The organism is Streptomyces sp. MMCC 100 (assembly GCF_041538145.2).
In the GTDB taxonomy this organism is placed as follows: Bacteria; Actinomycetota; Actinomycetes; order Streptomycetales; family Streptomycetaceae; genus Streptomyces.
The window spans coordinates 830,215-851,168 of sequence record NZ_JBGORK020000001.1; the positions used below are offsets into that span (position 1 = coordinate 830,215).

At 71.5% G+C, this 20,954-nt stretch carries 17 protein-coding genes; 5 read left to right on the forward strand and 12 right to left on the reverse strand.

Features of this window, described 5'->3' with window-relative positions:
• Positions 1-64: 64 nt before the first annotated feature.
• The 10 genes from desD to ABS735_RS03950 all read right to left on the reverse strand — a co-directional run bounded on the left by desD (position 65) and on the right by ABS735_RS03950 (position 12,993).
• A complete protein-coding gene (gene desD, locus ABS735_RS03905; RefSeq protein WP_373899980.1) occupies positions 65-1,834 on the reverse strand; it encodes a desferrioxamine E synthetase DesD in 1,770 nt (589 codons plus the stop codon).
• Positions 1,831-2,379: a GNAT family N-acetyltransferase gene (locus ABS735_RS03910; protein ID WP_373899981.1), complete on the reverse strand. Its 549-nt coding sequence runs from the start codon at positions 2,377-2,379 to the stop codon at positions 1,831-1,833. Before ABS735_RS03910 ends, desD begins: the two co-directional genes overlap by 4 nt.
• Entirely contained in the window at positions 2,376-3,656 is a 1,281-nt protein-coding gene (locus ABS735_RS03915; protein ID WP_373899982.1) for a lysine N(6)-hydroxylase/L-ornithine N(5)-oxygenase family protein, read from the reverse strand. The genes ABS735_RS03910 and ABS735_RS03915 overlap by 4 nt, the downstream gene beginning before the upstream one ends.
• Positions 3,640-5,082: a lysine decarboxylase DesA gene (gene desA / locus ABS735_RS03920; RefSeq protein ID WP_373899983.1), complete on the reverse strand. Its 1,443-nt coding sequence runs from the start codon at positions 5,080-5,082 to the stop codon at positions 3,640-3,642. The genes ABS735_RS03915 and desA overlap by 17 nt, the downstream gene beginning before the upstream one ends.
• Positions 5,083-5,226: 144 nt before the next feature.
• On the reverse strand, positions 5,227-6,087 hold the full coding sequence (locus ABS735_RS03925; RefSeq protein ID WP_373899984.1) for a siderophore-interacting protein: 861 nt from the start codon (positions 6,085-6,087) through the stop codon (positions 5,227-5,229).
• A 26-nt stretch (positions 6,088-6,113) separates the two neighbouring features.
• Positions 6,114-7,160 (reverse strand): siderophore-binding protein DesE, encoded by a 1,047-nt coding sequence (gene desE / locus ABS735_RS03930; protein WP_373899985.1) that lies wholly within the window; start codon positions 7,158-7,160, stop codon positions 6,114-6,116.
• Between the two features lie 129 nt (positions 7,161-7,289).
• On the reverse strand, positions 7,290-8,450 hold the full coding sequence (locus ABS735_RS03935) for an acyl-CoA dehydrogenase family protein (protein WP_373900219.1): 1,161 nt from the start codon (positions 8,448-8,450) through the stop codon (positions 7,290-7,292).
• A 5-nt stretch (positions 8,451-8,455) separates the two neighbouring features.
• Positions 8,456-9,403, reverse strand: a complete 948-nt coding sequence (locus ABS735_RS03940; protein ID WP_373899986.1) for a hydroxymethylglutaryl-CoA lyase — start codon at positions 9,401-9,403, stop codon at positions 8,456-8,458.
• Positions 9,400-11,340 (reverse strand): acetyl/propionyl/methylcrotonyl-CoA carboxylase subunit alpha, encoded by a 1,941-nt coding sequence (locus ABS735_RS03945; protein WP_373900220.1) that lies wholly within the window; start codon positions 11,338-11,340, stop codon positions 9,400-9,402. Before ABS735_RS03945 ends, ABS735_RS03940 begins: the two co-directional genes overlap by 4 nt.
• 36 nt (positions 11,341-11,376) lie before the next feature.
• Complete coding sequence (locus ABS735_RS03950; protein WP_373899987.1) at positions 11,377-12,993, reverse strand: carboxyl transferase domain-containing protein; 1,617 nt, start codon at positions 12,991-12,993, stop codon at positions 11,377-11,379.
• Between the two features lie 97 nt (positions 12,994-13,090).
• Between ABS735_RS03950 and ABS735_RS03955 the strand changes: the two genes are divergently transcribed.
• The 4 genes from ABS735_RS03955 (at position 13,091) to ABS735_RS03970 (ending at position 16,868) form a co-directional block, all read left to right on the forward strand.
• On the forward strand, positions 13,091-13,717 hold the full coding sequence (locus ABS735_RS03955; RefSeq protein WP_373899988.1) for an SACE_7040 family transcriptional regulator: 627 nt from the start codon (positions 13,091-13,093) through the stop codon (positions 13,715-13,717).
• Between the two features lie 125 nt (positions 13,718-13,842).
• The gene (locus tag ABS735_RS03960) at positions 13,843-15,000 is read left to right on the forward strand and encodes an acyl-CoA dehydrogenase family protein (RefSeq protein ID WP_373899989.1); all 1,158 of its coding nucleotides are present in this window, start codon (positions 13,843-13,845) and stop codon (positions 14,998-15,000) included.
• Positions 15,001-15,018: 18 nt separating this feature from the next.
• Positions 15,019-15,891 carry an acyl-CoA thioesterase gene (locus ABS735_RS03965; protein ID WP_373899990.1) on the forward strand — a complete coding sequence of 291 codons (873 nt, stop codon included), beginning with the start codon at positions 15,019-15,021 and terminating at the stop codon, positions 15,889-15,891.
• 5 nt (positions 15,892-15,896) lie between these two features.
• On the forward strand, positions 15,897-16,868 hold the full coding sequence (locus ABS735_RS03970) for a cation diffusion facilitator family transporter (RefSeq protein ID WP_373899991.1): 972 nt from the start codon (positions 15,897-15,899) through the stop codon (positions 16,866-16,868).
• Positions 16,869-16,899: 31 nt separating this feature from the next.
• On the opposite strand, the gene ABS735_RS03975 is transcribed toward ABS735_RS03970, so the two are convergent.
• Together ABS735_RS03975 and ABS735_RS03980 are read right to left on the reverse strand one after the other, a co-directional pair.
• Positions 16,900-17,688 (reverse strand): phosphatase, encoded by a 789-nt coding sequence (locus ABS735_RS03975; protein WP_373899992.1) that lies wholly within the window; start codon positions 17,686-17,688, stop codon positions 16,900-16,902.
• Between the two features lie 61 nt (positions 17,689-17,749).
• Positions 17,750-19,279, reverse strand: a complete 1,530-nt coding sequence (locus ABS735_RS03980; protein WP_373899993.1) for a PucR family transcriptional regulator — start codon at positions 19,277-19,279, stop codon at positions 17,750-17,752.
• 195 nt (positions 19,280-19,474) lie between these two features.
• Between ABS735_RS03980 and ABS735_RS03985 the strand changes: the two genes are divergently transcribed.
• Positions 19,475-20,944 (forward strand): sodium:solute symporter family protein, encoded by a 1,470-nt coding sequence (locus ABS735_RS03985; RefSeq protein WP_373899994.1) that lies wholly within the window; start codon positions 19,475-19,477, stop codon positions 20,942-20,944.
• Positions 20,945-20,954 lie beyond the last annotated feature (10 nt).

A 20,954-nucleotide genomic window follows, 5' to 3' on the forward strand; every position in this document is an offset into this window, starting at 1 on the left:
CACGACGGGCACCCCGGAGGACCGTCTCCGGGGTGCCCGCCCGTCTGCGAGGGGCCTTGGGTGCCTACAGGCCCGCGATGGGGTTCTTCAGGCTCCCGATCAGCTGCAGCGCGCCGGACGGGTCCGCGAGGTCCACCATCTGCCGGTTGTCGCGCAGCTGGAGCCGGTTGAGGCAGGACAGCGCGAACTCGGGCGCGAACATGTCGTACCGCTCGAACTTCTCGGCCAGCTCGGGCACCGATTCCTGGTACTCCCGGGTGACCTCCGCGACCGTCCGCCAGAAGGCGTCCTCCTCCACGATCCCCTCCTCCGCGAGGTTCGCGGCGAGGAAGCGGAAGAAGCAGTCGAAGACGTCCGTGAAGATCGACAGGAGCTTCTTGTCGTCCGGCACGTCCACCGCGATCCGGGAGACCTCCGGCGGCAGCACCGCGTCCGGGTCCATCACCGCGATCTCCTCGGCGATGTCCTTGTAGACCGCCCGCCGCACCACGCCGTCCTCCAGTACGAGGATCACGTTCTCGCCGTGCGGCATGTAGACCAGGTCGTAGGCGTAGAAGCTGTGCAGCAGCGGGACGTAGTAAGCCCGCAGATAGTGCCGCAGCCACTCGGTGGGCGCGAGCCCGGACCGCTCGATCAGCGCGCCCGCGAAGGAGGCGCCCTCGTGGTCGACGTGGACCAGGGAGGCCATGGTGGCGAGCGTCTCGCCCTCCCGGAGGGACGGCACCGGGCTCTCCCGCCACAGCGCCGCCAGCATCTTGCGGTAGGGCGAGTAGCGGTCGGTGGCCTGCTCGTACTCCAGGTGCCGGTAGCCGACGGCCGCCCGCTCCCGGATGATGCTCAGCCCCGTCGCCTTCAGCACCGGGTCGCCCTCGATCAGCCGGGCGAGCCAGTCGTTGATGGCCGGGGTGGCCTCCATGTACGCCGCCGACAGACCGCGCATGAAGCCCATGTTGAGGACGGACAGGGCCGTCTTCACGTAGTGCTTCCCGGGGTGCGAGGCGTTGAAGAAGGTGCGGATCGACTGCTGGGCCAGGTACTCGTCGTCGCCCTCGCCCAGGCACACCAGGTGCCCGCGGGCGACCTCGGCGGCGAAGGTGACGGTGAGCTTGTTCCACCACTGCCAGGGATGCACCGGGATGAGGAGGTAGTCGGCCGGGTCCAGGCCGCGCTCGCGCAGCACGCCGTGGAAGCGGTCGACGGTGGCCGCGCCCAGTTCGTCCCGTACGAAGGACTCGTACTCGATGCCCACGCCCGCCGTGAACGCCGCCCGCGAGCGGTGCGCGGCCAGCCACACCAGCCGGACCGGGCTCGCGGTCTCGGGGGCGTACGACAGGTACTCGTGGATGCCGAAGCCGAGCCGGCCGTTGTTGGCGACGAAGCAGGGGTGGCCCTCCGTCATGCCGGTCTCGACGGCCTGGAAGTCGCTGCGGGCCAGCTCGGCGGAGGTGAGCTGCGGCTTGGTCAGCTTGTAGCAGGTGCCGGAGAGGGTGGAGGAGATCTCCTCCAGGTAGACGGGCAGGATCTCGTCGCTCAGACCCAGGGTCTGCTTCAGCTCGACGAAGAAGTCCAGCGCGGCGAGCGGCAGTTCGGCCCCGTCGCGGTGGCGGGTGATCGAGGCGGCGTCCACCTGCCAGTGGTCCAGGGCGCGGACGGTGGCGGTGAAGCGGTACGCGGTCTGGCCGTCGTCGCTGCGGACGGTGTACGCCTGACCGTCCGGTTCGGGGGTCAGCAGGCGCTCGTGCGTGAACTCGGCCAGCGCCTTGCGGATCAGGAGGCGGTTGGCCCGCTCCCAGCGTTCGGAGGACAGGTGGGCGACGGCGTCGGCGAGGCTCATGCGGACACCGCCTTCTCGAACTGCTCGCGGGTGCAGAAGCTCAGCAACGCCTTCTTCTCCGGCTTCTGGATCTCGCGCTCGGGCACGAATCCGACGGCTGCGTTCAGGGCGTGGACGGCGGTGTTGGTGACGTCCGGTTCGACGACGACCCGCCGGGTCGCCGGGTCGGCGAACAGCTCGGTCATGACGGCGATGATCACGGCCCGGGTGAAGCCGTGCACGGGCCGGTCGGTCGGCGCGACCAGGAAGTGCATGCCGACGTCGCCCGGTTCGGGCTCGTACAGCCCGACCAGTTCGCGGTGGGCGGGGTCGTAGCGCTCCATCAGGAAGGCCGGGACACCGTTGTGCAGGCCGAGGTGGGCCTGCTGGTGCTCGTCGGCGGCCAGCTCCATGTACGCCCGCTCCACGTCCACCAGCTTGGCGTCCTGCATCATCCAGAACGCGGACTTGGGGTGGGTGAGCCAGCCGTGCAGCAGCTCGGCGTCCTTCAGCGGGTCGAGGGGGCGCAGGGTCAGTGCCCCGACGGCGGTGGCGGTGGTGCTCATACGGCGAACTCCTGGAACGCGATCGTCTTCTCGACCGGGTAGTACTCGCGGCCGAGCAGCTCCCGGACGATGCAGCTGTTGCGGTAGGCGCCCATGCCCAGGTCGGGGCTGGTGACGCTGTGGGCGTGGACTCCCGCGTTCTGCAGGAACACGCCGCCTCCCGTGACGTCCACGGCGTAGTTGCGGGCGATGTCGAAGTTGCCGCGGGAGTCGTGGCGGAGCCGGTCCCGGACGGGCTTGAGGAACTCCGGCTCGGTGTACCGGTAGCCGGTGGCAAGGACCAGGCCCTCGGTCTCGATCTCGAAGTCCTTGCCCTGCTCCTCCTGGCGGAAGCCGAGCGTGTAGGTGCCGTCCGCGTACCGGGCCTCGGTCAGCGCCGAGTTGGTGAGCAGGCGGGTGGGGACGGGCCCGGCGAGCCTCTTCTGGTAGAGCAGGTCGAAGATGTCGTTGATCAGGTCGCCGTCGATGCCCTTGAAGAGGCCCTTCTGCTCGGCCGTGAGGCGGTAGCGGGTGTCCTCGGGCAGCGCGTGGTAGTAGTCCACGTACTCCGGGGAGGTCATCTCCAGGGTGAGCTTGGTGTATTCGAGGGGGAAGAAGCGCGGGGAGCGGGTCACCCAGTTCAGCCGGTAGCCGTGGACGTCGATCTCGCTCAGCAGGTCCTGGTAGATCTCGGCGGCGGACTGGCCGCTGCCGACCAGCGTGATCGACTTCTTCTTCACCAGCTCCGCCCGGTGCCGCACGTACCGGGAGTTGTGGAGGAAGTCGCCGGCCAGGCCCCGGCAGGCGTCCGGGATGTGCGGCGGGGTTCCGGTGCCGAGGACGAGTCGGCGGGCGCGGTAGGTGTCGCCGGAGGTGGTGGTGACGGCGTACAGCTCGTCGCGCTCGTCGTACGTCACCTCGGTGACCGTGGTGGAGAAGCGGACGCTGGTCAGCTTGTGCGCGGCCCAGCGGCAGTAGTCGTCGTACTCGACGCGCAGCGGGTAGAAGTTCTCCCGGATGTAGAACGAGTAGAGACGTCCCTTCTCCTTCAGGTAGTTGAGGAAGGAGTACGGCGAGGTCGGGTCGGCGAGCGTGACCAGGTCCGACATGAACGGGGTCTGGAGGTGGGCGCCGTCCAGGAACATCCCGGCGTGCCACTCGAAGTCCGGCTTGGACTCCAGGAAGACGCCGTTCAGTTCGGCGATGGGCTCCGTGAGGCAGGCGAGGCCGAGGTTGAAGGGGCCGAGGCCGATCCCCACGAAGTCGTACGGGGCGCTGGCTTCAGGAAGCGCGGTCAAGGGAGTCTCCCAGGTACTGCTCGGCGTGGCCGGCGATCAGGTCGAGGACGGCGGCGATGTCGGCCGTGGTCGTCTCGGGGTTGAGCAGGGTGAACTTCAGGTAGTGGCGTCCGGCCACCTTGGTGCCCGCGACCACGGCGTCACCGGAGGCGAACAGGGCCTTGCGGGCGTACAGGTTGGCGCGGTCGATCTCGGCGGGGTCGGTGACGGCCGCCGGGATGCAGCGGAAGACCAGGGTGGAGAGCGACGGCTCGACCACGACGTCGAAGCGGGGATCGGCGGCGAGCAGTTTCCAGCCCTCGGCCGCCAGGTCGCACACCTCGTCGAAGAGCTCGCCGATGCCGTCGGCGCCCATCACGCGCAGCGTCATCCACAGCTTGAGCGCGTCGAAGCGGCGGGTGGTCTGGAGGGACTTGTCCACCTGGTTGGGAATACGTTCCTGCACCATGCGGCGCGGGTTGAGGTACTCCGCGTGGTAGGTGGCGTGGCGCAGGGTGGCCGCGTCCCTGACCAGCACGGCCGACGAACTCACCGGCTGGAAGAAGGACTTGTGGTAGTCCACGGTGACCGAGTCGGCCCGCTCGATGCCGTCGATGCGGTCCCGGTACTTCAGGGAGGCGAGCAGCCCGCAGCCGTAGGCCGCGTCGACGTGCATCCACACGCCGTACTGCTCGCACAGCCCGGCGATCTCGGGCAGCGGGTCGATGGAGCCGAAGTCGGTGGTGCCCGCGGTGGCGACGACGGCCATGGGGACGCGACCGTCGCTCGCGCAGCGCTCCAGTTCGCGGGCGAGGGCGACGGTCTGCATGCGCTTGTCGTGGTCGACGGGGATCGAGACGACGGCGTCCGGGCCGAGGCCGAGCAGTTTCGCGGACTTCTTGACGCTGAAGTGGCTGACCTCGGAGGCGAAGATCCGCAGGTCCGCCAGGGATTCGGCTTTTGCCTCCTCGCGGGCGAGCAGCAGCGCCTGGAGGTTGGACTGGGTGCCGCCGGAGGTGAACACGCCGTCGGCCGCCGGGCCGAGGCCGATCCGGGCGGTGGTCCAGTCGATCAGCTTCCGCTCGATGAGCGTGCCGCCGGCCGACTGGTCCCAGGTGTCCAGGGAGGAGTTGACGGCGGACAGGACCGCCTCGCCGAGCAACGCCGGTATGACGACCGGGCAGTTGAGGTGGGCGAGGTAGCGGGGGTGGTGGAAGTAGACGGCGTCGCGGAGGTAGACGTCCTCCAGCTCGTCGAGGACCGCGGCCGTGTCGTGCAGGGGCCGGTCGAGGTCGATCCCGGCGATGCGGGGGGAGAGGGCGTCGACCGTGACACCGGTGAAGGGGCGGTCGGTGGTGGCGATTCTGGCGGCCACCCGCTCGACTCCTTCGGTCACGGAGCGGCGGTACTGCTCCGCGGTGGTGTCGTTGAGCAGGTGCGAGCGCATGTGGGGGTCCTCCGGTGGGGACGGTCCGAGAGGGGCGGGAGAGGGCGGAACCCTCGCTTCGACTTAGGTGAGCCTAACCTAAGTAGAGTCGATCAAACGCGTGCCTGTGGGTGACCGCCGTCACTGTGGCCCCTGTGGTGGTCCTCAGCCCTGCTCGCGGAGTTGTTCCTCCGTCAGGCCCCGGCGCCAGTAGCCGACGAAGGTGACGCGCCGGCGGTCGATGCCGCGCTCGCCCACGAAGTGCCGGCGGAGCTGCTTGACGCAGCCGGACTCGCCCGCGATCCAGACGTAGGGGTGGGCGGCGGAGGGGAGTTGGGCGTCGCGGAGGGTGGCGAGGGCCGCCTCGGGCCCGCCGGTGGCGTCCCGGACCAGCCAGGTGATCTCGGCGTCCGCCGCGGTTGTGAGGTCCTGCACGTCGTCGGCGTGCGGCACCTCCAGCCAGACCCGGGCACGGGTGCCGGCCGGCAGTGACTCCACGACGGCGCAGGCGGCCGGTACGGCGGTCTCGTCGCCCCAGATCACCACCAGGTCCGTGTCCTCGGGCGGCCGGAAGCGGATCGCCCGGTTGTCGGCGATCGCGGGGCCGAGCAGCAGGACGCGGTCGCCGGGGGTGGCATCGGCGGCCCAGCGGGCGGCGGGGCCCGCCTCGAAGGCCGTACCGGGTTCGAGCCCGTGCAGCACGAAGTCGATGTCGATCTCGCGGGTGTGCCCCTCGCCGTCCCGGCGCAGCGCCCGCAGCGTGTACGAGCGCATCACCGCCCGTACGTCGTCGGGCAGTTCACGCCACCCCTGCCACCACCCGTCGCCCAGCTCGACGGGCACCGCCGGCTCGGCCTGCCCCGGGTGCGGCAGGAACAGCGACAGTGACTGGTCGAGGCCGTCGGAGCGGAAGGCCCGCAGGTCGGCCCCCGCGAAGGTGACCCGGGCCAGGGACGGGCCGAGCCGCCTCGTCCGTACGACCTGGAGGGAGAAGAAACGGAACGGGGCGGCGACGGCCGTCGTCATGAGGGGCTCCGGAGAAAGGTGGTGGGTCAGCCGACCTTCTTGGCGTTCTCGATCGCCTCGGCCAGGTTGTCCAGCAGCGGCGTGCACTTGTCGTAGGACAGGATCGGCTCGGGGGAGCGGGCGATGACCTGGCCGGCCTTGACCGCGGGGAGCTTCTTCCAGGTGCCCTCGGTGATGTCCGCGGGCTGGATGGTCGAGGCGCGGTCGTCCATGATGATGACGTCGGCCGGGTACTTGTCGACGTTCTCCCAGCTCAGGCTCTCGAACCAGCCGCCGGTCGCCTTCTTGGCCTCCTCGGAGGGCTCCACGAAGTTCACGCCGAGGGCCTTGAAGTACTCCAGGTCCACCGAGAGGTTGGTGCCGGAGACGTAGAACAGGTCGGGGCTCGCGGAACCGGCCAGCACCCTGATCTCCGGCTTGGCCTTGGCGGCGGCGCGCAGCCGGGCGGCGGCCTTGTCGAAGGCGGCCTTGGCGTCGGTGACCTTCTTGGCCTTCATGTCCGCGCCGAGCGACTCGGCCAGCTCCCACATGCGCTGGAGCGGCTGGGTGAGCTGGCGGTCGAAGACGGAGATCGCCACGCTCGGGGCAAGCTTGGCGATCTTGTCCTTCGACTCCTCCGGGACGGACCAGAGGGTGCCAGCGGTGTCGAACGTCGTGGTGATGAGCACCTCGGGGGCGAGGGACGCGTACTTCTCGACGTTGAGCTTGCCCCACTCGTTGCCGAGGACGGTGACCTTGTCGACGTCGAGGTCGCCGGCCTGCACGTCGGGCTTGCCGTCCTTGGTGGTGGGCCCGAAGACGCCCTTGACCTGGACGCCGTAGTCGAAGAGCGCGGCGGCGACACCGGTGAAGGCGACGATGTTCGTCGGCACCTCGTCCAGCTTCACGGTCGTGCCGCGGTCGTCCTTGAAGGACCAGGGGCCGGACTTGGCGGCGCCGCCCGTCCCGTCGCCCGAGCCACCGCTCTTCGCGTCGTCGTCGCCGCAGGCCGCGAGCACGGCGCCGAGGCCGAGGGCGCCGCCGGCGGCGAGGATTCCGCGGCGGGTCGGGTGGGTAGCTCTGGCGTTGGACATGGTGGTGGCTGCCTTCGAACGGTGCGGAGCGTCGTGCCCTGCGGGACAATTCGAAGGTAGGTTAGCCTAACCTCAGATCTTGTCCAGGGGGTGGGGTCGGTGCGACCCCACCCCCCGACCGTACGAGTCTCAGCTCACCAGCCCCAGCTCCCGTGCGATCAGCATCCGCTGCACCTCGCTGGTGCCCTCGCCGATCTCGAGGATCTTCGCGTCCCGCCACATGCGGGCCACCGGGTACTCGTTCATGAAGCCGTAGCCGCCGTGGATCTGGGTGGCGTCCCGGGCGTTGTCCACCGCGACCGTCGACGAGTACAGCTTCGCCAGCGCCGCCTCCTTCTTGAACGGCTCGCCCGCCACCAGCCGCGAGGCCGCGTCCCGCCAGGCGAGACGGGCCGTGTGGGCCTTCATCTCCATGTCGGCGATCTTGAACTGGATGGCCTGGTTGGCGCCGATGGGCTTGCCGAAGGCGTGACGTTCCTTCGCGTAGGCGACCGACTCGTCCACACAGCCCTGCGCGAGCCCCGTGCCCAGCGCGGCGATGGCGACCCGGCCCTCGTCCAGGATGCGCAGGAACTGCGCGTAGCCGCGCCCCAGCTCGCCCAGCAGGTTCGCCGCCGGGACCCGGACGTCGGCGAAGGACAGCTCACGCGTGTCCGACGCGTTCCACCCGACCTTCGAGTACGGGGCGGCCACCGTGAAGCCCGGGGTGCCCGACGGGACGATGATCGACGAGATCAGGGGCTTGCCGTCGGGCTTGCGGCCCGTGACCGCCGTGACCGTGACCAGGCCCGTGATGTCCGTGCCGGAGTTGGTGATGAAGCACTTGGTGCCGTTGATGACCCATTCGTTCGTCGCCTCGTCCAGGCGGGCCGTCGTACGGGTCGCGCCCGCGTCGCTGCCGCCGTCCGGCTCGGTCAGGCCGAACGCGCCCAGGATCTCGCCCGAGCACAGCCGGGGCAGCCACTGACGCTTCTGCTCCTCGGTGCCGAACAGGTGCAGGGGCATCGCGCCCAGCGAGACTCCCGCCTCCAGCGTGATCGCCACCGACGAGTCGACCCGGGCCAGCTCCTCCAGGGCGATGCCGAGCGCGAAGTAGTCGCCGCCCATGCCGCCGTACTCCTCCGGGAACGGCAGCCCGAACAGGCCCATGCGGCCCATCTCGCGGACGATCTCGTACGGGAACTCGTGCCGCTCGTAGAAGTCGCCGATCTTCGGCGCCACCACGTCGTGCGCGAACTCCTCGACCGTGCGGCGCAGTTCTTCCAGTTCGGGGGAGAGCTTGTGGTCCATGCTGTTCACGACTCCTGGTGGGAGAGGGCTCGAACGGTGCGGGACGGGCTGGGCCGGCCCAGGTGCGCGGCCATCCAGACGCTTGTGGCGACGAGACGGCCGAGATCGACCCCGGTGTCGATGCCGAGGCCCCGCAGCATCCACACGAGGTCTTCGGTGGCGAGATTGCCGGTGGCGGACTTCGCGTACGGGCAGCCGCCAAGCCCGCCGGCGGAGGCGTCGACCGTGGTGACGCCCTGCTGGAGCGCGGCCAGCGTGTTGGCCAGGGCCTGGCCGTAGGTGTCGTGGAAGTGGACGCCCAGCGCGGACACGGGCACGCCCGCCTCGGTCAGCGCGGTGAGCAGGGCCGTCACATGGCCCGGGGTCGCCACCCCGATGGTGTCGCCGAGACTCAGCTCGTCACAGCCCATGTCCAGCAGGGCCCGGCAGACGCGCACCACCTGGGGGACGGGGACCGGCCCCTCCCAGGGATCGCCGAAGCACATGGAGAGATAGCCGCGGACATGGACGCCGCTCGACTTCGCCCGGGTCACCACCGGCTCGAACATGGCCAGCGCCTCGTCCACCGTGCGGTTGAGGTTGGCCTTGGCGAAGGACTCCGTCGCGCTGGCGAAGACCGCGACGCGGCGCGCGCCGAGCGTGAGGGCCCGGTCCAGGCCCCGCTCGTTCGGCACCAGCACCGGGAGCTCGACGGGCAGGTCCGACACCGCCGGGAACAGCTCCTCGGCGTCCGCCAGCTGGGGAACCCACTTGGGGTGGACGAAGCTCGTCGCCTCGATCGTGGACAGGCCCGTGCCGGACAGGCGGCGGACGAACTCCGCCTTGACGGCCGTGGGAACGGTCGCCTTCTCGTTCTGCAGTCCGTCGCGCGCGCCGACCTCGTGGATGCGGACGCGGGCGGGCAGGCCCTCGGCCGGTACGGCCATCGGCAGGCCCAGTTCGGGGGCGTTCATGCCGTCTCCTCCTCCTCGGTGGGTGCGATGACCGCCAGTACCTGGTCCATGGCGACCGTCGTGCCCGGCGCCACGTCCAGCTCGGCGACGGTGCCCGCGTGCGGGGCGGAGATGACGTGCTCCATCTTCATCGCCTCCACCACCAGCAGGCTCTGCCCGGCACTCACCTCGTCGCCGACGGCGACCTTCACCACCGTCACCGTGCCCGGCATCGGCGCCGTCAGCGAGTCGGCGCCCGCGTGGGCGGCCCGGTTGAGGGAGGCGGCGACCGGGTCGTGGTCGCGCACGTGCCAGGCGTCCCCGTCGCGGCCGAGCCAGTCGGCGGCGCGGTGGAAGGTGTGCCGGACGCCGTCCAGGGTGACGGCGACGTGGTCGTCGGTGACGGTGTGGGTGCCGCGCGGGGTGTGAGTGACGGGTTCGAGTCCCGGCGCACGCAGCGGGAAGGCCACCGCCTTCGGCTCGCCGCCCATCCGCCAGCCGCTCGGCACCGAGAACGGGTCCGTCCAGCCGTCACCGCGCGGACGCAGCGCCTCCAGCCGTACGGCCGCCGCCGCCTCGTACACCGCCTCCGGTACGTCGGTGGCGACCAGGGCGTCGACCTCGCGCTCCACCAGCCCGGTGTCCAGCTCGCCCGCCACCACCGCAGGGTGCGCGAGCAGCCGGCGCAGGAACCCGGCGTTGGTCTGCACGCCCAGGGTGACCGTTCCGGCGAGGGCCGCCCGGAGCTTCCTGAGCGCGGTCTCCCGGTCGGGGCCGTACGCGATCACCTTGGACAGCATCGGGTCGTACAGGCTGCCCACCTCGGTGCCCTCGCTGAGCCCGGAGTCGGTGCGCACGCCGTCGCCCTCGGGTTCGCGCAGCCGCAGCACCGTGCCGCCGGACGGGAGGAAGCCGCGCGCGGGGTCCTCGGCGCACAGGCGGGCCTCGATGGCGTGCCCGGTCAGCCGTACGTCCTCCTGCGCGAAGCCGAGCGGCTCGCCGGCCGCCACCCGCAGCTGCCACTCCACCAGGTCCAGGCCGGTCACCAGCTCGGTCACCGGGTGCTCGACCTGGAGACGGGTGTTCATCTCCATGAAGTAGTACGAGGACGGGTCCTTGCCCGGCACGATGAACTCCACCGTGCCCGCGCCCCGGTAGCCGCAGGAGCGGGCCGCCTGCACGGCCGCCTCGCCCATCGCGGCGCGGGTCGCCTCGTCCAGCAGGACGCTCGGCGCCTCCTCGATCACCTTCTGGTGCCGGCGCTGCAGCGAGCACTCGCGCTCGCCCAGGTGCACCACGTTGCCGTGGCCGTCGGCCAGGACCTGGATCTCGATGTGCCGGGGACGGTCGATCCACCGCTCCACCAGCAACGTGTCGTCGCCGAAGGAGGCACGGGCCTCGCGGCGCGCGGCGGCGATCTCGTCGGCCAGCACGGCCTCGTCCCGCACCAGCCGCATGCCCTTGCCGCCACCGCCGGCCGACGGCTTGAGCAGCACCGGGGTGCCGATCTCGCGCGCCGCCTCGGCCAGTTGCTCGTCCGTGAGCCCGCTGCCGCTGCTGCCGGGGACGACCGGCACCCCGGCCGCCCTCACCGTCTCCTTGGCGCGGATCTTGTCGCCCATGAGGGCGATGGCGTCGGCGCCCGGCCCGATGAAGACCAGCCCCGCCTCCTCGCAGGCCCGCGCGAAACCCGCGTTCTCCGCGAGGAAGCCGTACCCCGGGTGGACCGCCTGCGCGCCCGTCCGTGCCGCGGCCTCCAGCAGCCGCCCGACGGACAGATAGCTCTCCGGCGCCGGCGCCGGGCCGATCCGTACCGCCTCGTCGGCCTCCCGCACGTGCCGGGCGTCCGCGTCGGCGTCGGAGAAGACCGCCACCGAGCGCACGCCCATCGAGCGCAGTGTCCGGATGACGCGCACCGCGATCTCACCGCGGTTGGCCACCAGTACCGTGTCGAACATCAAGCTCCCCATCGCGCTCACCGTCAAGTCCCCTCCTCACATCCGGAAGACGCCGAACCGGGGCTCGCCCAGCGGCGCGTTGGCACACGCGGTCAGGGCCAGGCCCAGAACCTGCCGGGTGTCGGCGGGCTCGATGACCCCGTCGTCCCACAGGCGGGCGGTCGCGTAGTAGGCGTTGCCCTGGTGCTCGTACTGCGCACGGATCGGTGCCTTGAAGGACTCCTCCTCCTCGGCCGGCCAGTCCTCGCCGCGCGCCTCCAACTGGTCCCGCTTGACCGTGGCCAGCACGGACGCGGCCTGCTCGCCGCCCATCACGGAGATCTTGGCGTTGGGCCACATCCACAGGAAGCGCGGTGAGTACGCCCGCCCGCACATCGAGTAGTTCCCCGCGCCGTACGACCCGCCGACGACCACCGTCAGCTTCGGCACGCGCGTGCACGCCACCGCCGTGACCATCTTGGCGCCGTGCTTGGCGATGCCGCCGGCCTCGTAGTCCCGGCCCACCATGAACCCGGAGATGTTCTGCAGGAACACCAGCGGGATGCCGCGCTGGTCGCACAGCTCGATGAAGTGGGCGCCCTTCTGGGCCGACTCGGAGAACAGGATGCCGTTGTTGGCGACGATGCCGACCGGGTGGCCGTGGATGCGGGCGAAGCCGGTGACGAGGGTCTGCCCGTACTCGGACTTGAACTCGGCGAAGCGGGAGCCGTCCACCACGCGGGCGATGACCTCGCGCACGTCGTAGGGGGTGCGGGAGTCGACCGGCACCGCGCCGTACAGCCCCTGCGGGTCCGCCTTCGGCTCGACGGCCGCCTCCACGCCCCAGGGGAGCGGGCCGCGCTCCGGCAGGGTGGAGACGATCTGCCGCACGATGCGCAGCGCGTGCGGGTCGTCCTCGGCCAGGTGGTCGGTCACGCCGGACACGCGCGAGTGGACCTCGCCGCCGCCCAGCTCCTCCGCCGTGACCACCTCACCGGTGGCCGCCTTCACCAGCGGCGGGCCGCCCAGGAAGATCGTGCCCTGATCGCGGACGATCACGGCCTCGTCGCTCATCGCCGGGACGTACGCGCCGCCCGCCGTGCAGGAGCCGAGGACGGCGGCGATCTGCGGGATGCCGGCGCCGGACATCCGGGCCTGGTTGTAGAAGATCCGCCCGAAGTGCTCGCGGTCGGGGAAGACCTCGTCCTGCATCGGCAGGAAGGCGCCCCCCGAGTCGACGAGGTAGAGGCACGGCAGCCGGTTCTCCAGCGCCACCTCCTGCGCCCGCAGGTGCTTCTTCACGGTCATCGGGTAGTACGTGCCGCCCTTGACGGTGGCGTCGTTGGCGACGATCACGCACTCCCGGCCGCTGACCCGCCCGATCCCGGCGATCACGCCGGCGGCCGGGGCCGCTCCGTCGTAGAGCCCGTCGGCCGCGAGCGGCGCCAGCTCCAGGAACGGCGAGCCCGCATCGAGCAGCGTGTCCACGCGGTCGCGCGGCAGCAGCTTGCCGCGCGCGGTGTGCCGGGCCCGCGCCCGCTCGCCGCCGCCCAGCCGGGCCGCCGCGAGCTTGGCGCGCAGCTCCTGAACGAGGGCGGCGTGCGCCTCCTCGTTGGCCCGAAAGGCCTCCGAGGCGGGGTCTGCCGCCGTCGTCAGCTCCGGTGCCTCTTGCATCCTGCGGTCCCCTCACCCAGTGATCGACCAGTTAATGAGCGTTAACGCATTTCCTTCAGGTTAACGACCGCTAACCTCCCTGTCTAGAATCGACTTCATGGCCACCAGAACCGACGCCCCCACCCGCCGCGAGCAGATCCTCAAGGAGGCCGCCCGGCTCTTCGCCGAGCGCGGCTTCCACGGGGTCGGCGTCGACGAGATAGGCGCCGCGGTCGGCATCAGCGGCCCCGGTCTCTACCGTCACTTCCCCGGCAAGGACGCGATGCTCGCCGAGCTGCTCGTCGGGATCAGCGACTCGCTGCTGACCGGGGCGAAGCGGCGGCTGGCGGAGGTGCAGGGGGCGACCGGCTCCGGTGCGGGTGCCGGTGCGACGGGGCCCGAGGCGGTCCTCGACTCGCTCATCGAGGGTCACATCGACTTCGCACTGGACGACCGCCCGCTCATCACCCTGCACGACCGTGAGCTGGACCGCCTCCGGGACGCCGACCGCAAGATGGTGCGGCAGTTGCAGCGGCAGTACGTCGAGCTGTGGGTCGGGGTGCTCCGGGAGGTCTACCCGGCGGTCGCCGAGCCCGCCGCCCGCTCCGCGGTCCACTCGGTCTTCGGCCTCCTGAACTCCACCCCCCACCTGGGCCGCCCCGGCTCCCTGCCCGGCCGCGCGGTGACGGCGTCGCTGCTGCACCGGATGGCGCGGGGGGCGTTCGCGGCGGTGGGGGAGGTGTAGCCGGCGCGCCCGGGGCGGGGGAGTGACGAGGGTTACCCGAGTCCCGCTCTGGACGCCTCTGGCTACCCGCCGGTACGGTGGGGTCTGAGCAAGCGCTTAGATATTCGTACCCTGGAGGTGGCGCGGTGCGCCGTACGGTGTTCAACGAGGACCACGAGGCGTTCCGGGAGACCCTCCGCGCCTTCATCGAGGCCGAGGTCGTCCCCGTCTACGACGACTGGTTCGCCGCCGGCCAGGCGCCGCGCGAGTTCTACTACAAGCTCGGCGAGCTGGGCATCTTCGGCATCAACGTGCCCGAGGAGTTCGGCGGCGCCGGCATGGACAGCCACAAGTTCGAGGCCGTCCTCTACGAGGAGACCGCCCGCGCGGGCGTCCAGTTCGGCGGCTCCGGCGTGCACGTGCTGCTCGCGCTGCCCTACATCAAGATGCTGGCCACCGACGAGCAGAAGAAGCGCTACCTGCCGAAGTTCGTCACCGGTGAGGAGATGTGGGCCATCGCGATGACCGAGCCGGGCACCGGCTCCGACCTCGCCGGCATGAAGTCCACCGCCAGGCTCTCCGAGGACGGCACCCACTACGTCCTCAACGGCGCCAAGACCTTCATCACCGGCGGCGTGCACGCCGACAAGGTCATCGTCTGCGCCCGCACCGCCGCGCCCACCGCCGAGGACCGCCGCCACGGCATCTCCCTGTTCGCCGTGGACACCAAGTCCGAGGGCTACTCGGTCGGCCGCAAGCTGGACAAGCTGGGCCTGCGCACCTCCGACACCGCCGAGCTGGCCTTCGTCGACGTGAAGGTCCCCGTCGAGGACCTGCTGGGCGAGGAGAACAAGGGCTTCTCCTACCTCGGCCACAACCTGGCCTCCGAGCGCTGGGGCATCGCCTTCGGCGCCTACGCCCAGGCCAAGGCCGCCGTCCGCTTCGCCACCCAGTACGTGCAGGACCGCACCGTCTTCGGCAAGCCGGTCGCCCACTTCCAGAACACCAAGTTCGAGCTGGCCGCCTGCCAGGCCGAGGTGGACGCCGCCGAGGCCGTCGCCGACCGCGCCACCGAGGCCCTGGACGCCGGCGAACTCACCCCCGCCGAGGCCGCGTCCGCCAAGCTGTTCTGCACCGAGGTCGCCCACCGCGTCATCGACCGCTGCCTCCAGCTGCACGGCGGCTACGGCTACATGAACGAGTACCCGATCGCCCGCCTGTACGCGGACAACCGCGTCAACCGCATCTACGGCGGCACCAGCGAGGTCATGAAGATGATCATCGCGAAGAACATGGGCCTGTAGACCGGCTCGTCACAGGACATGAGCGAAGCACTCCAGTCCCTCCTCGATCTGCTCGACCTCGAGCGGATCGAGGAGGACATCTACCGCGGCCGCTGCCGGTCCGCCGTCGTCCCCCGCGTTTTCGGCGGACAGGTGGCGGCCCAGGCCATGGTCGCCGCCGGCCGCACGGTCCCCGAGGACCGGCACGCGCACTCCCTGCACGCGTACTTCCTGCGCCCCGGTGACCCCGGCGCCCCCATCGTCTACAACGTCGACCGCCTGCGCGACGGCCGCTCCTTCACCACCCGCCGCGTCGTCGCCGTCCAGCACGGCAAGCCGATCTTCACCCTGTCGGCGTCCTTCCAGACGTACGAGGAGGGCCTCGACCACCAGGCCCCGATGCCGCCCGCACCGGACCCGGCGACCCTCCCCACCGGCGAGGAACGGCTGCGCGGCTACCCGCACCTGCCCGCCGAGACCGTGGAGCGCTTCCTGGAAGCCCGCGCCGCCGTCGACCTGCGCTACGTCGACGACCCGCCCTTCGGCGACTTCGGCACCCCGCGCGAACCGCACTCCCAGGTGTGGTTCCGCACCAACGGCAAACTCGCGGACGACCCCCTGCTGCACGTCGTCCTCGCCACCTACGTCTCCGACATGACCCTCCTCGACTCGGTCCTGCTCGCGCACGGCCGCGGCGGCTGGGCCGTCGGCGACGTCGTCGGGGCCTCGCTGGACCACGCCATGTGGTTCCACCGGCCCTTCCGCGCCGACGAATGGCTGCTGTACGACCAGCAGTCGCCGTCCGCGTCCGGCGGCCGGGGCCTGGGCCAGGCCCGCATCCACACCCAGGACGGACGGCTCGCCGTATCGGTCGTCCAGGAAGGCGTGGTCCGCGTCCCTCGGGAACACTGAGGGGCATGGCGGACACAGCGGACGCGAAAAAGAACGGCGACAGCACCTTCACGGTGCTCGTCGCCGCCTTCGCCAATCTGGGCATCGCCGTCGCCAAGGCGGTGGCCGGCGTGATCAGCGGCTCCAGCGCCATGCTGTCCGAGGCCGCGCACTCGGTCGCCGACACCGTCACCGAGGTACTGCTGCTGACCTCGCTCAAACGCAGCGTCCGCCCCGCCGACGAGGACCACCCCCTCGGCCACGGCCCCGAACGCTACGTCTGGGCGCTGCTCGCCGCCGTCGCCACCTTCGTCGGCGGCGCCGTCTTCTCCCTCTACGACGGCATCCACACCCTCACCCACGGCGAGGACCTCGGCGACCCGCTGGTGTCGTACATCGTCCTGGCCGTCGCCTTCCTGCTGGAGGGCTACTCGCTGCGCACCGGCCTCAGGCAGGTCCGCGGCGAGGCCGCCCACCACCGGGTGTCCTTCGGCCGCTATCTGCGCCGCACCCCCGACACCGCCGTGAAGGCCGTCGTCATGGAGGACTCCGCCGCCCTGGCCGGCCTGCTGCTGGCCGCGGGCGGGCTGCTCGGCGGACAGCTCACCGGCTCCGGCGTCTGGGACGCCGTCGCCTCGCTGTGCATCGGCGCGCTGCTCCTGTACGTCGCCTGGGTGCTGGGCCGCTCCAACGCCGAGTTCCTCGTCGGCCGCCCCCTGTCGCGCACCGTGAGGGACCGGATCCGGGCGGAGCTGGTGGCTGACGAGCACATCGAGGCCGTACTGGAGCTGACCACCCTCGTGCAGGGGCCGCGGGAGGCGCTGGTCGCCGCCAAGGTCGACTTCCGGGACGTGTCGACGGCGGCGCAGATCGAGTGGGCGTGCGAGCGGGCCGAGCAGCGGCTGCGCGAGGAGTTCCCGATCGTGCGCCGGGTCTACCTGGACCCGACGCCGGGATTCGCGCAGCGCCGCTCGGAAGGGCTGAACCCCTGGCCGTGAGAGTCGCCTCCGCCGGAGGTACCGGGGCGGGCTACTTCAGCCCCGCCTCCGTCAGCAGGTACGCCGTCATCGGGTCGTAGTAGCGGGGGCTGACCACGTGGTCGTCCAGCGGCACCGCCACCTGCAGGGTGCCCTCGGACTCGGCGAGGAAGAGGGCCGGGTCGTTGCAGTCCGCGTAGCCGACCGAGTCCACGCCGTGCTGGGCGGCGTAACCGGCCCAGCCGTGGTCGGCGACCACCAGGTCGGGCAGCGGGCGGCCCTCGCGCTCCAGACCGGTCAGGATGGCCTTCATCGGCTCGCCCGAGTGGGTGTGCCACAGCGAGGCCCCGTGCTCAAGCACCGAGACGTCCGCGAACTGCTGGACGTACCCCTCCTCCGTCGTCAGCCCCTCCGGGATCACGACGATCTCGCAGCCCGCGGTCCGCAGCGCGGCGGCCGTGGCGCGGTGGACGTCGAGCAGCCCGCCGGGGTGCCCGGTCGCGAACAGCACCCGCTGCCCGCCGTCGGCCGCCTTGCGCAGCCGCCCCGCCATCCGGTCCAGCGCGGAGACGGTCAGCTCGGGGTCGATGGTGTCCTGGCCGTACCGGTGCTCGGGGTCGTCGTTGACGCCGACCCGCTCCGCCATCACCGCGAGCACGTCCTGCTCGTCGCTCCAGCGGTCGCCCAGCTCCAGACCGAGCCAGAACCCCCGGTCGCCGTTCGCCAGCTTCCGGTAGTGGGAGAGGTTGTTCTCGCGGGGAGTGGCGACGTCGCCCGCGATACGCGTTCTGACGAGGTGCTCGGCGAGTTCGGCGCGGCTGGGTGTCCCGGGTATCGGCATGGCTCCATTGTGTAGCAGCCGCCCGTGGGCGTCTTCGGCATGTCACACGCTGGGACGCGGGTCACCCCCGCAGGTGCCGCAGCGCGAACCACAGTTCCATCCGCACGTCCGGGTCGTCGAGGTCGGCCTCCAGCAGGGCGGCGCAGCGGGCGATGCGCTGGCGGACGGTGTTGCGGTGCACGGACAGGGCGACGGCGGTGCGGTCCCAGCTGCCGTGCAGCGAGAGCCAGGCGCGCAGCGTCTCGGTGAGCGACGCAACGGCGCCGATCGGCGCGAGCAGCGCCCGCGCGTGCGCCTCGGCCTCGCCGGCCGGCACGAGGTCGGCGAACGCCGGCCGCTCGGCATGCCGGACCAGCGGGGCCCGGGTGGCCCTCGCCCGCGCCAGCGCCCGCGCCGCCTGGGCGTCGGCGGCGGGCCACTCGGCGGGGGCGACGGGGGAGCTCACGCCGATCGTCCAGCCGGGCTGGGCGGCGGGGGCGGCGGGTTTCGACGGCGTCGCGCCCGCCTCGGGCCGCGGGCCGGCCGGCACCAGGACCCGTACGACGTCCTCCGCAGAGTCGACCAGGGGGGAGCCGAGGGCTGCGCCCAGGGCCGAGGCGGAGACCGCGTCGGGGGCGCCGGTGTTCGGGCGGGCGTGCACGACGTGCCAGCGGGTGACGTCGCCGTCGCCCTCCCCGCCGCCGAGCAGCGGGGCGACCTCCTCGCGCCGGGCGCCCAGCAGCAGCCGTACGAGGGCCGAGGAGCGGGCCGCGCCCGTGCCGCTCTGGTGCTCGCCGGTGAGCAGCGAGAGCAGCACGGCGGCGATCGACGCGACGGCGTGGTCCCCGGACTCCCGGTGCGGGGCGGCGACCCCCAGGACGAAACCCCGCCCGGGGCCGAGGGCGTACGCGGCGAGTCTGGTCCCGGCGGCCGTGTCCGTGGCGGTGCTGGAGGCGTGCCCGGTGACGAACCGGGCCAGCTCCGCCAGCGCCCGCCGCACCTCGCCCCCGGGCTCCCGTCCCGCCGCCGCGATCTCGGTGCCCTCCGGTCCGTACAGCACCGCCCGCCCCTCCAGCCGGCCTGCCAGCCGGCGCAGCACCGACGGCACCGGATCGGGACGGGAGGCCGCGGCGGCCAGGCCCTGCTGGGCCTCCGTGATCCGGTGCAGCTCGGCCACCCTGGCCTGCGCCATCAGCTGCCACACGGCCCGGGCCACGCCCGAGAACGTCGTCCGCGGTGGCACCTCCACCAGCGGCAGCCCGTACGCCTCACAGGCCGCGACCAGCGCCCGGGGCACCGTGTCGTGCACCGGCGCCACCCCGAAGCCGAGGGCCGCGCCGCCCGCCGCCACGACCCGGGCGACGTAGTCGTCGAAGTACGAGGTGTCCGAGCCCGTCCCGCGCGGAATGTGCACACCCGCGGTCAGCAGCAGCTCTCCGCCCAGCAGGTACGGGTAGGGGTCGGACATCTCCGACGTGTGGGCCCAGTTGATCGTCACGCCCGCGGCCGGGGGCCCGGCGATCTGGCGCAACCCCAGGTCGGGCCGGGACAGCAGGGCCACGAGCGGGACCGGGGGAGTGGGCGGCGCGGCTGGGACGTACGGCTCCTGCACGGTGGACGATTCCTCCACTCGGACGATCCCCGATGGATGAAACGTACACTTCGCAGCCGCTTTTCAGCCACCTAGTGTCAACCCGGACCGGAATCCACACCGGCAGCCGCGGGTACGGGCGGATGTCCCCGCGCAGCGCCACCGGACAGACCATCGCACGACACGCCACCGAGAGTGCGCGAAGGAGGGCCCCTCATGGCCGTCGACTACATCGTGATCGTCATCTACCTCGCCGGCATGCTGGCCATGGGCTGGTGGGGCATGCGCCGCGCCAAGTCCAAGAGCGAGTTCCTCGTCGCCGGGCGCCGCCTCGGCCCCGCGATGTACTCCGGCACCATGGCGGCGATCGTCCTCGGCGGCGCGTCCACCATCGGCGGCGTCGGCCTCGGCTACCAGTACGGCCTCTCCGGCGCCTGGATGGTCGTCACCATCGGCCTCGGCATCCTCGCCCTGTCCGTCTTCTTCTCGGCCCGCATCGCCCGGCTGAAGGTCTACACCGTCTCCGAGATGCTCGACCTGCGCTACGGCGGCCGGGCGGGCATCATCTCCGGCGTCGTCATGTGGGCCTACACCCTGATGCTCGCCGTCACCTCGACCATCGCCTACGCCACGATCTTCGACGTCCTCTTCGACGTGAACCGCACCCTCGCGATCGTGCTCGGCGGCTCCATCGTCGTCGCCTACTCCACGCTCGGCGGCATGTGGTCCATCACCCTCACCGACATGGTGCAGTTCGTGGTGAAGACCATCGGCGTACTGCTCCTGCTGCTGCCCATCGCGGTCATCAAGGCCGGAGGCTTCAGCGAGATGAAGGCGCAGCTCCCGACGGAGTACTTCGACCCGCTGGGCATCGGCGGCGAGACCATCTTCACCTACGTGCTGATCTACACCTTCGGCATGCTCATCGGACAGGACATCTGGCAGCGCGTCTTCACCGCCGGCAGCGACCGCACCGCCAAGTGGGGCGGCACCGTCGCCGGCACCTACTGCCTCGTCTACGCCGTCGCCGGCGCGATCATCGGCACGGCCGCCAAGGTGCTCTATCCCAAGCTCGCCAGCCCCGACGACGCCTTCGCCACCATCGTCAAGGACGAGCTGCCCATGGGGGTGCGCGGACTGGTGCTGGCCGCCGCCCTGGCTGCCGTGATGTCCACCTCCTCCGGCGCGCTCATCGCCTGCGCCACCGTCGCCAACAACGACATCTGGTCCCGGCTGCGCGGCGCGGTCCGGGGTCCGGAGGGCGAGGGCGGGCACGACGAGGTGAAGGGCAACCGCGCCTTCATCCTCGCCATGGGCGTCGCGGTGATCCTCATCTCCATCGCCCTCAACGACGTCGTCGAGGCACTCACCGTCGCCTACAACCTCCTCGTCGGCGGCCTCCTCGTTCCCATCCTCGGCGGGCTGCTGTGGAAGCGCGGCACCGCGCAGGGCGCCCTCGCCGCGGTCGCCGTCGGCGGACTCGCGGTCGTCGGCCTGATGGCGGCCTACGGCATCCTCGCCAACGAGCCCGTCTACTACGGCCTGTCGGCCTCCCTCGCCGTCTACGTCGTCGTCTCCCTGGCGACCCGCCCCACCGACGAAGCCGTCCTCACCGCCTGGCGCGAACGCCTCGCCGGCCGGGCCCCCGAACCCCAGTCCGAACCGGCGGTCACGGCTCACCAGTAGAGTCGGACAG

Coding starts and splice junctions, on each gene's coding strand:
- desD (WP_373899980.1), bottom strand. CDS start 1,834: ATGAGCCTCGCCGACGCCGTCGCCCACCTGTCCTCCGAACGCTGGGAG.
- ABS735_RS03910 (WP_373899981.1), bottom strand. CDS start 2,379: ATGAGCACCACCGCCACCGCCGTCGGGGCACTGACCCTGCGCCCCCTC.
- desA (WP_373899983.1), bottom strand. CDS start 5,082: ATGCGCTCGCACCTGCTCAACGACACCACCGCGGAGCAGTACCGCCGC.
- ABS735_RS03925 (WP_373899984.1), bottom strand. CDS start 6,087: ATGACGACGGCCGTCGCCGCCCCGTTCCGTTTCTTCTCCCTCCAGGTC.
- desE (WP_373899985.1), bottom strand. CDS start 7,160: ATGTCCAACGCCAGAGCTACCCACCCGACCCGCCGCGGAATCCTCGCC.
- ABS735_RS03935 (WP_373900219.1), bottom strand. CDS start 8,450: ATGGACCACAAGCTCTCCCCCGAACTGGAAGAACTGCGCCGCACGGTC.
- ABS735_RS03940 (WP_373899986.1), bottom strand. CDS start 9,403: ATGAACGCCCCCGAACTGGGCCTGCCGATGGCCGTACCGGCCGAGGGC.
- ABS735_RS03945 (WP_373900220.1), bottom strand. CDS start 11,340: ATGTTCGACACGGTACTGGTGGCCAACCGCGGTGAGATCGCGGTGCGC.
- ABS735_RS03950 (WP_373899987.1), bottom strand. CDS start 12,993: ATGCAAGAGGCACCGGAGCTGACGACGGCGGCAGACCCCGCCTCGGAG.
- ABS735_RS03955 (WP_373899988.1), top strand. CDS start 13,091: ATGGCCACCAGAACCGACGCCCCCACCCGCCGCGAGCAGATCCTCAAG.
- ABS735_RS03965 (WP_373899990.1), top strand. CDS start 15,019: ATGAGCGAAGCACTCCAGTCCCTCCTCGATCTGCTCGACCTCGAGCGG.
- ABS735_RS03970 (WP_373899991.1), top strand. CDS start 15,897: ATGGCGGACACAGCGGACGCGAAAAAGAACGGCGACAGCACCTTCACG.
- ABS735_RS03975 (WP_373899992.1), bottom strand. CDS start 17,688: ATGCCGATACCCGGGACACCCAGCCGCGCCGAACTCGCCGAGCACCTC.
- ABS735_RS03985 (WP_373899994.1), top strand. CDS start 19,475: ATGGCCGTCGACTACATCGTGATCGTCATCTACCTCGCCGGCATGCTG.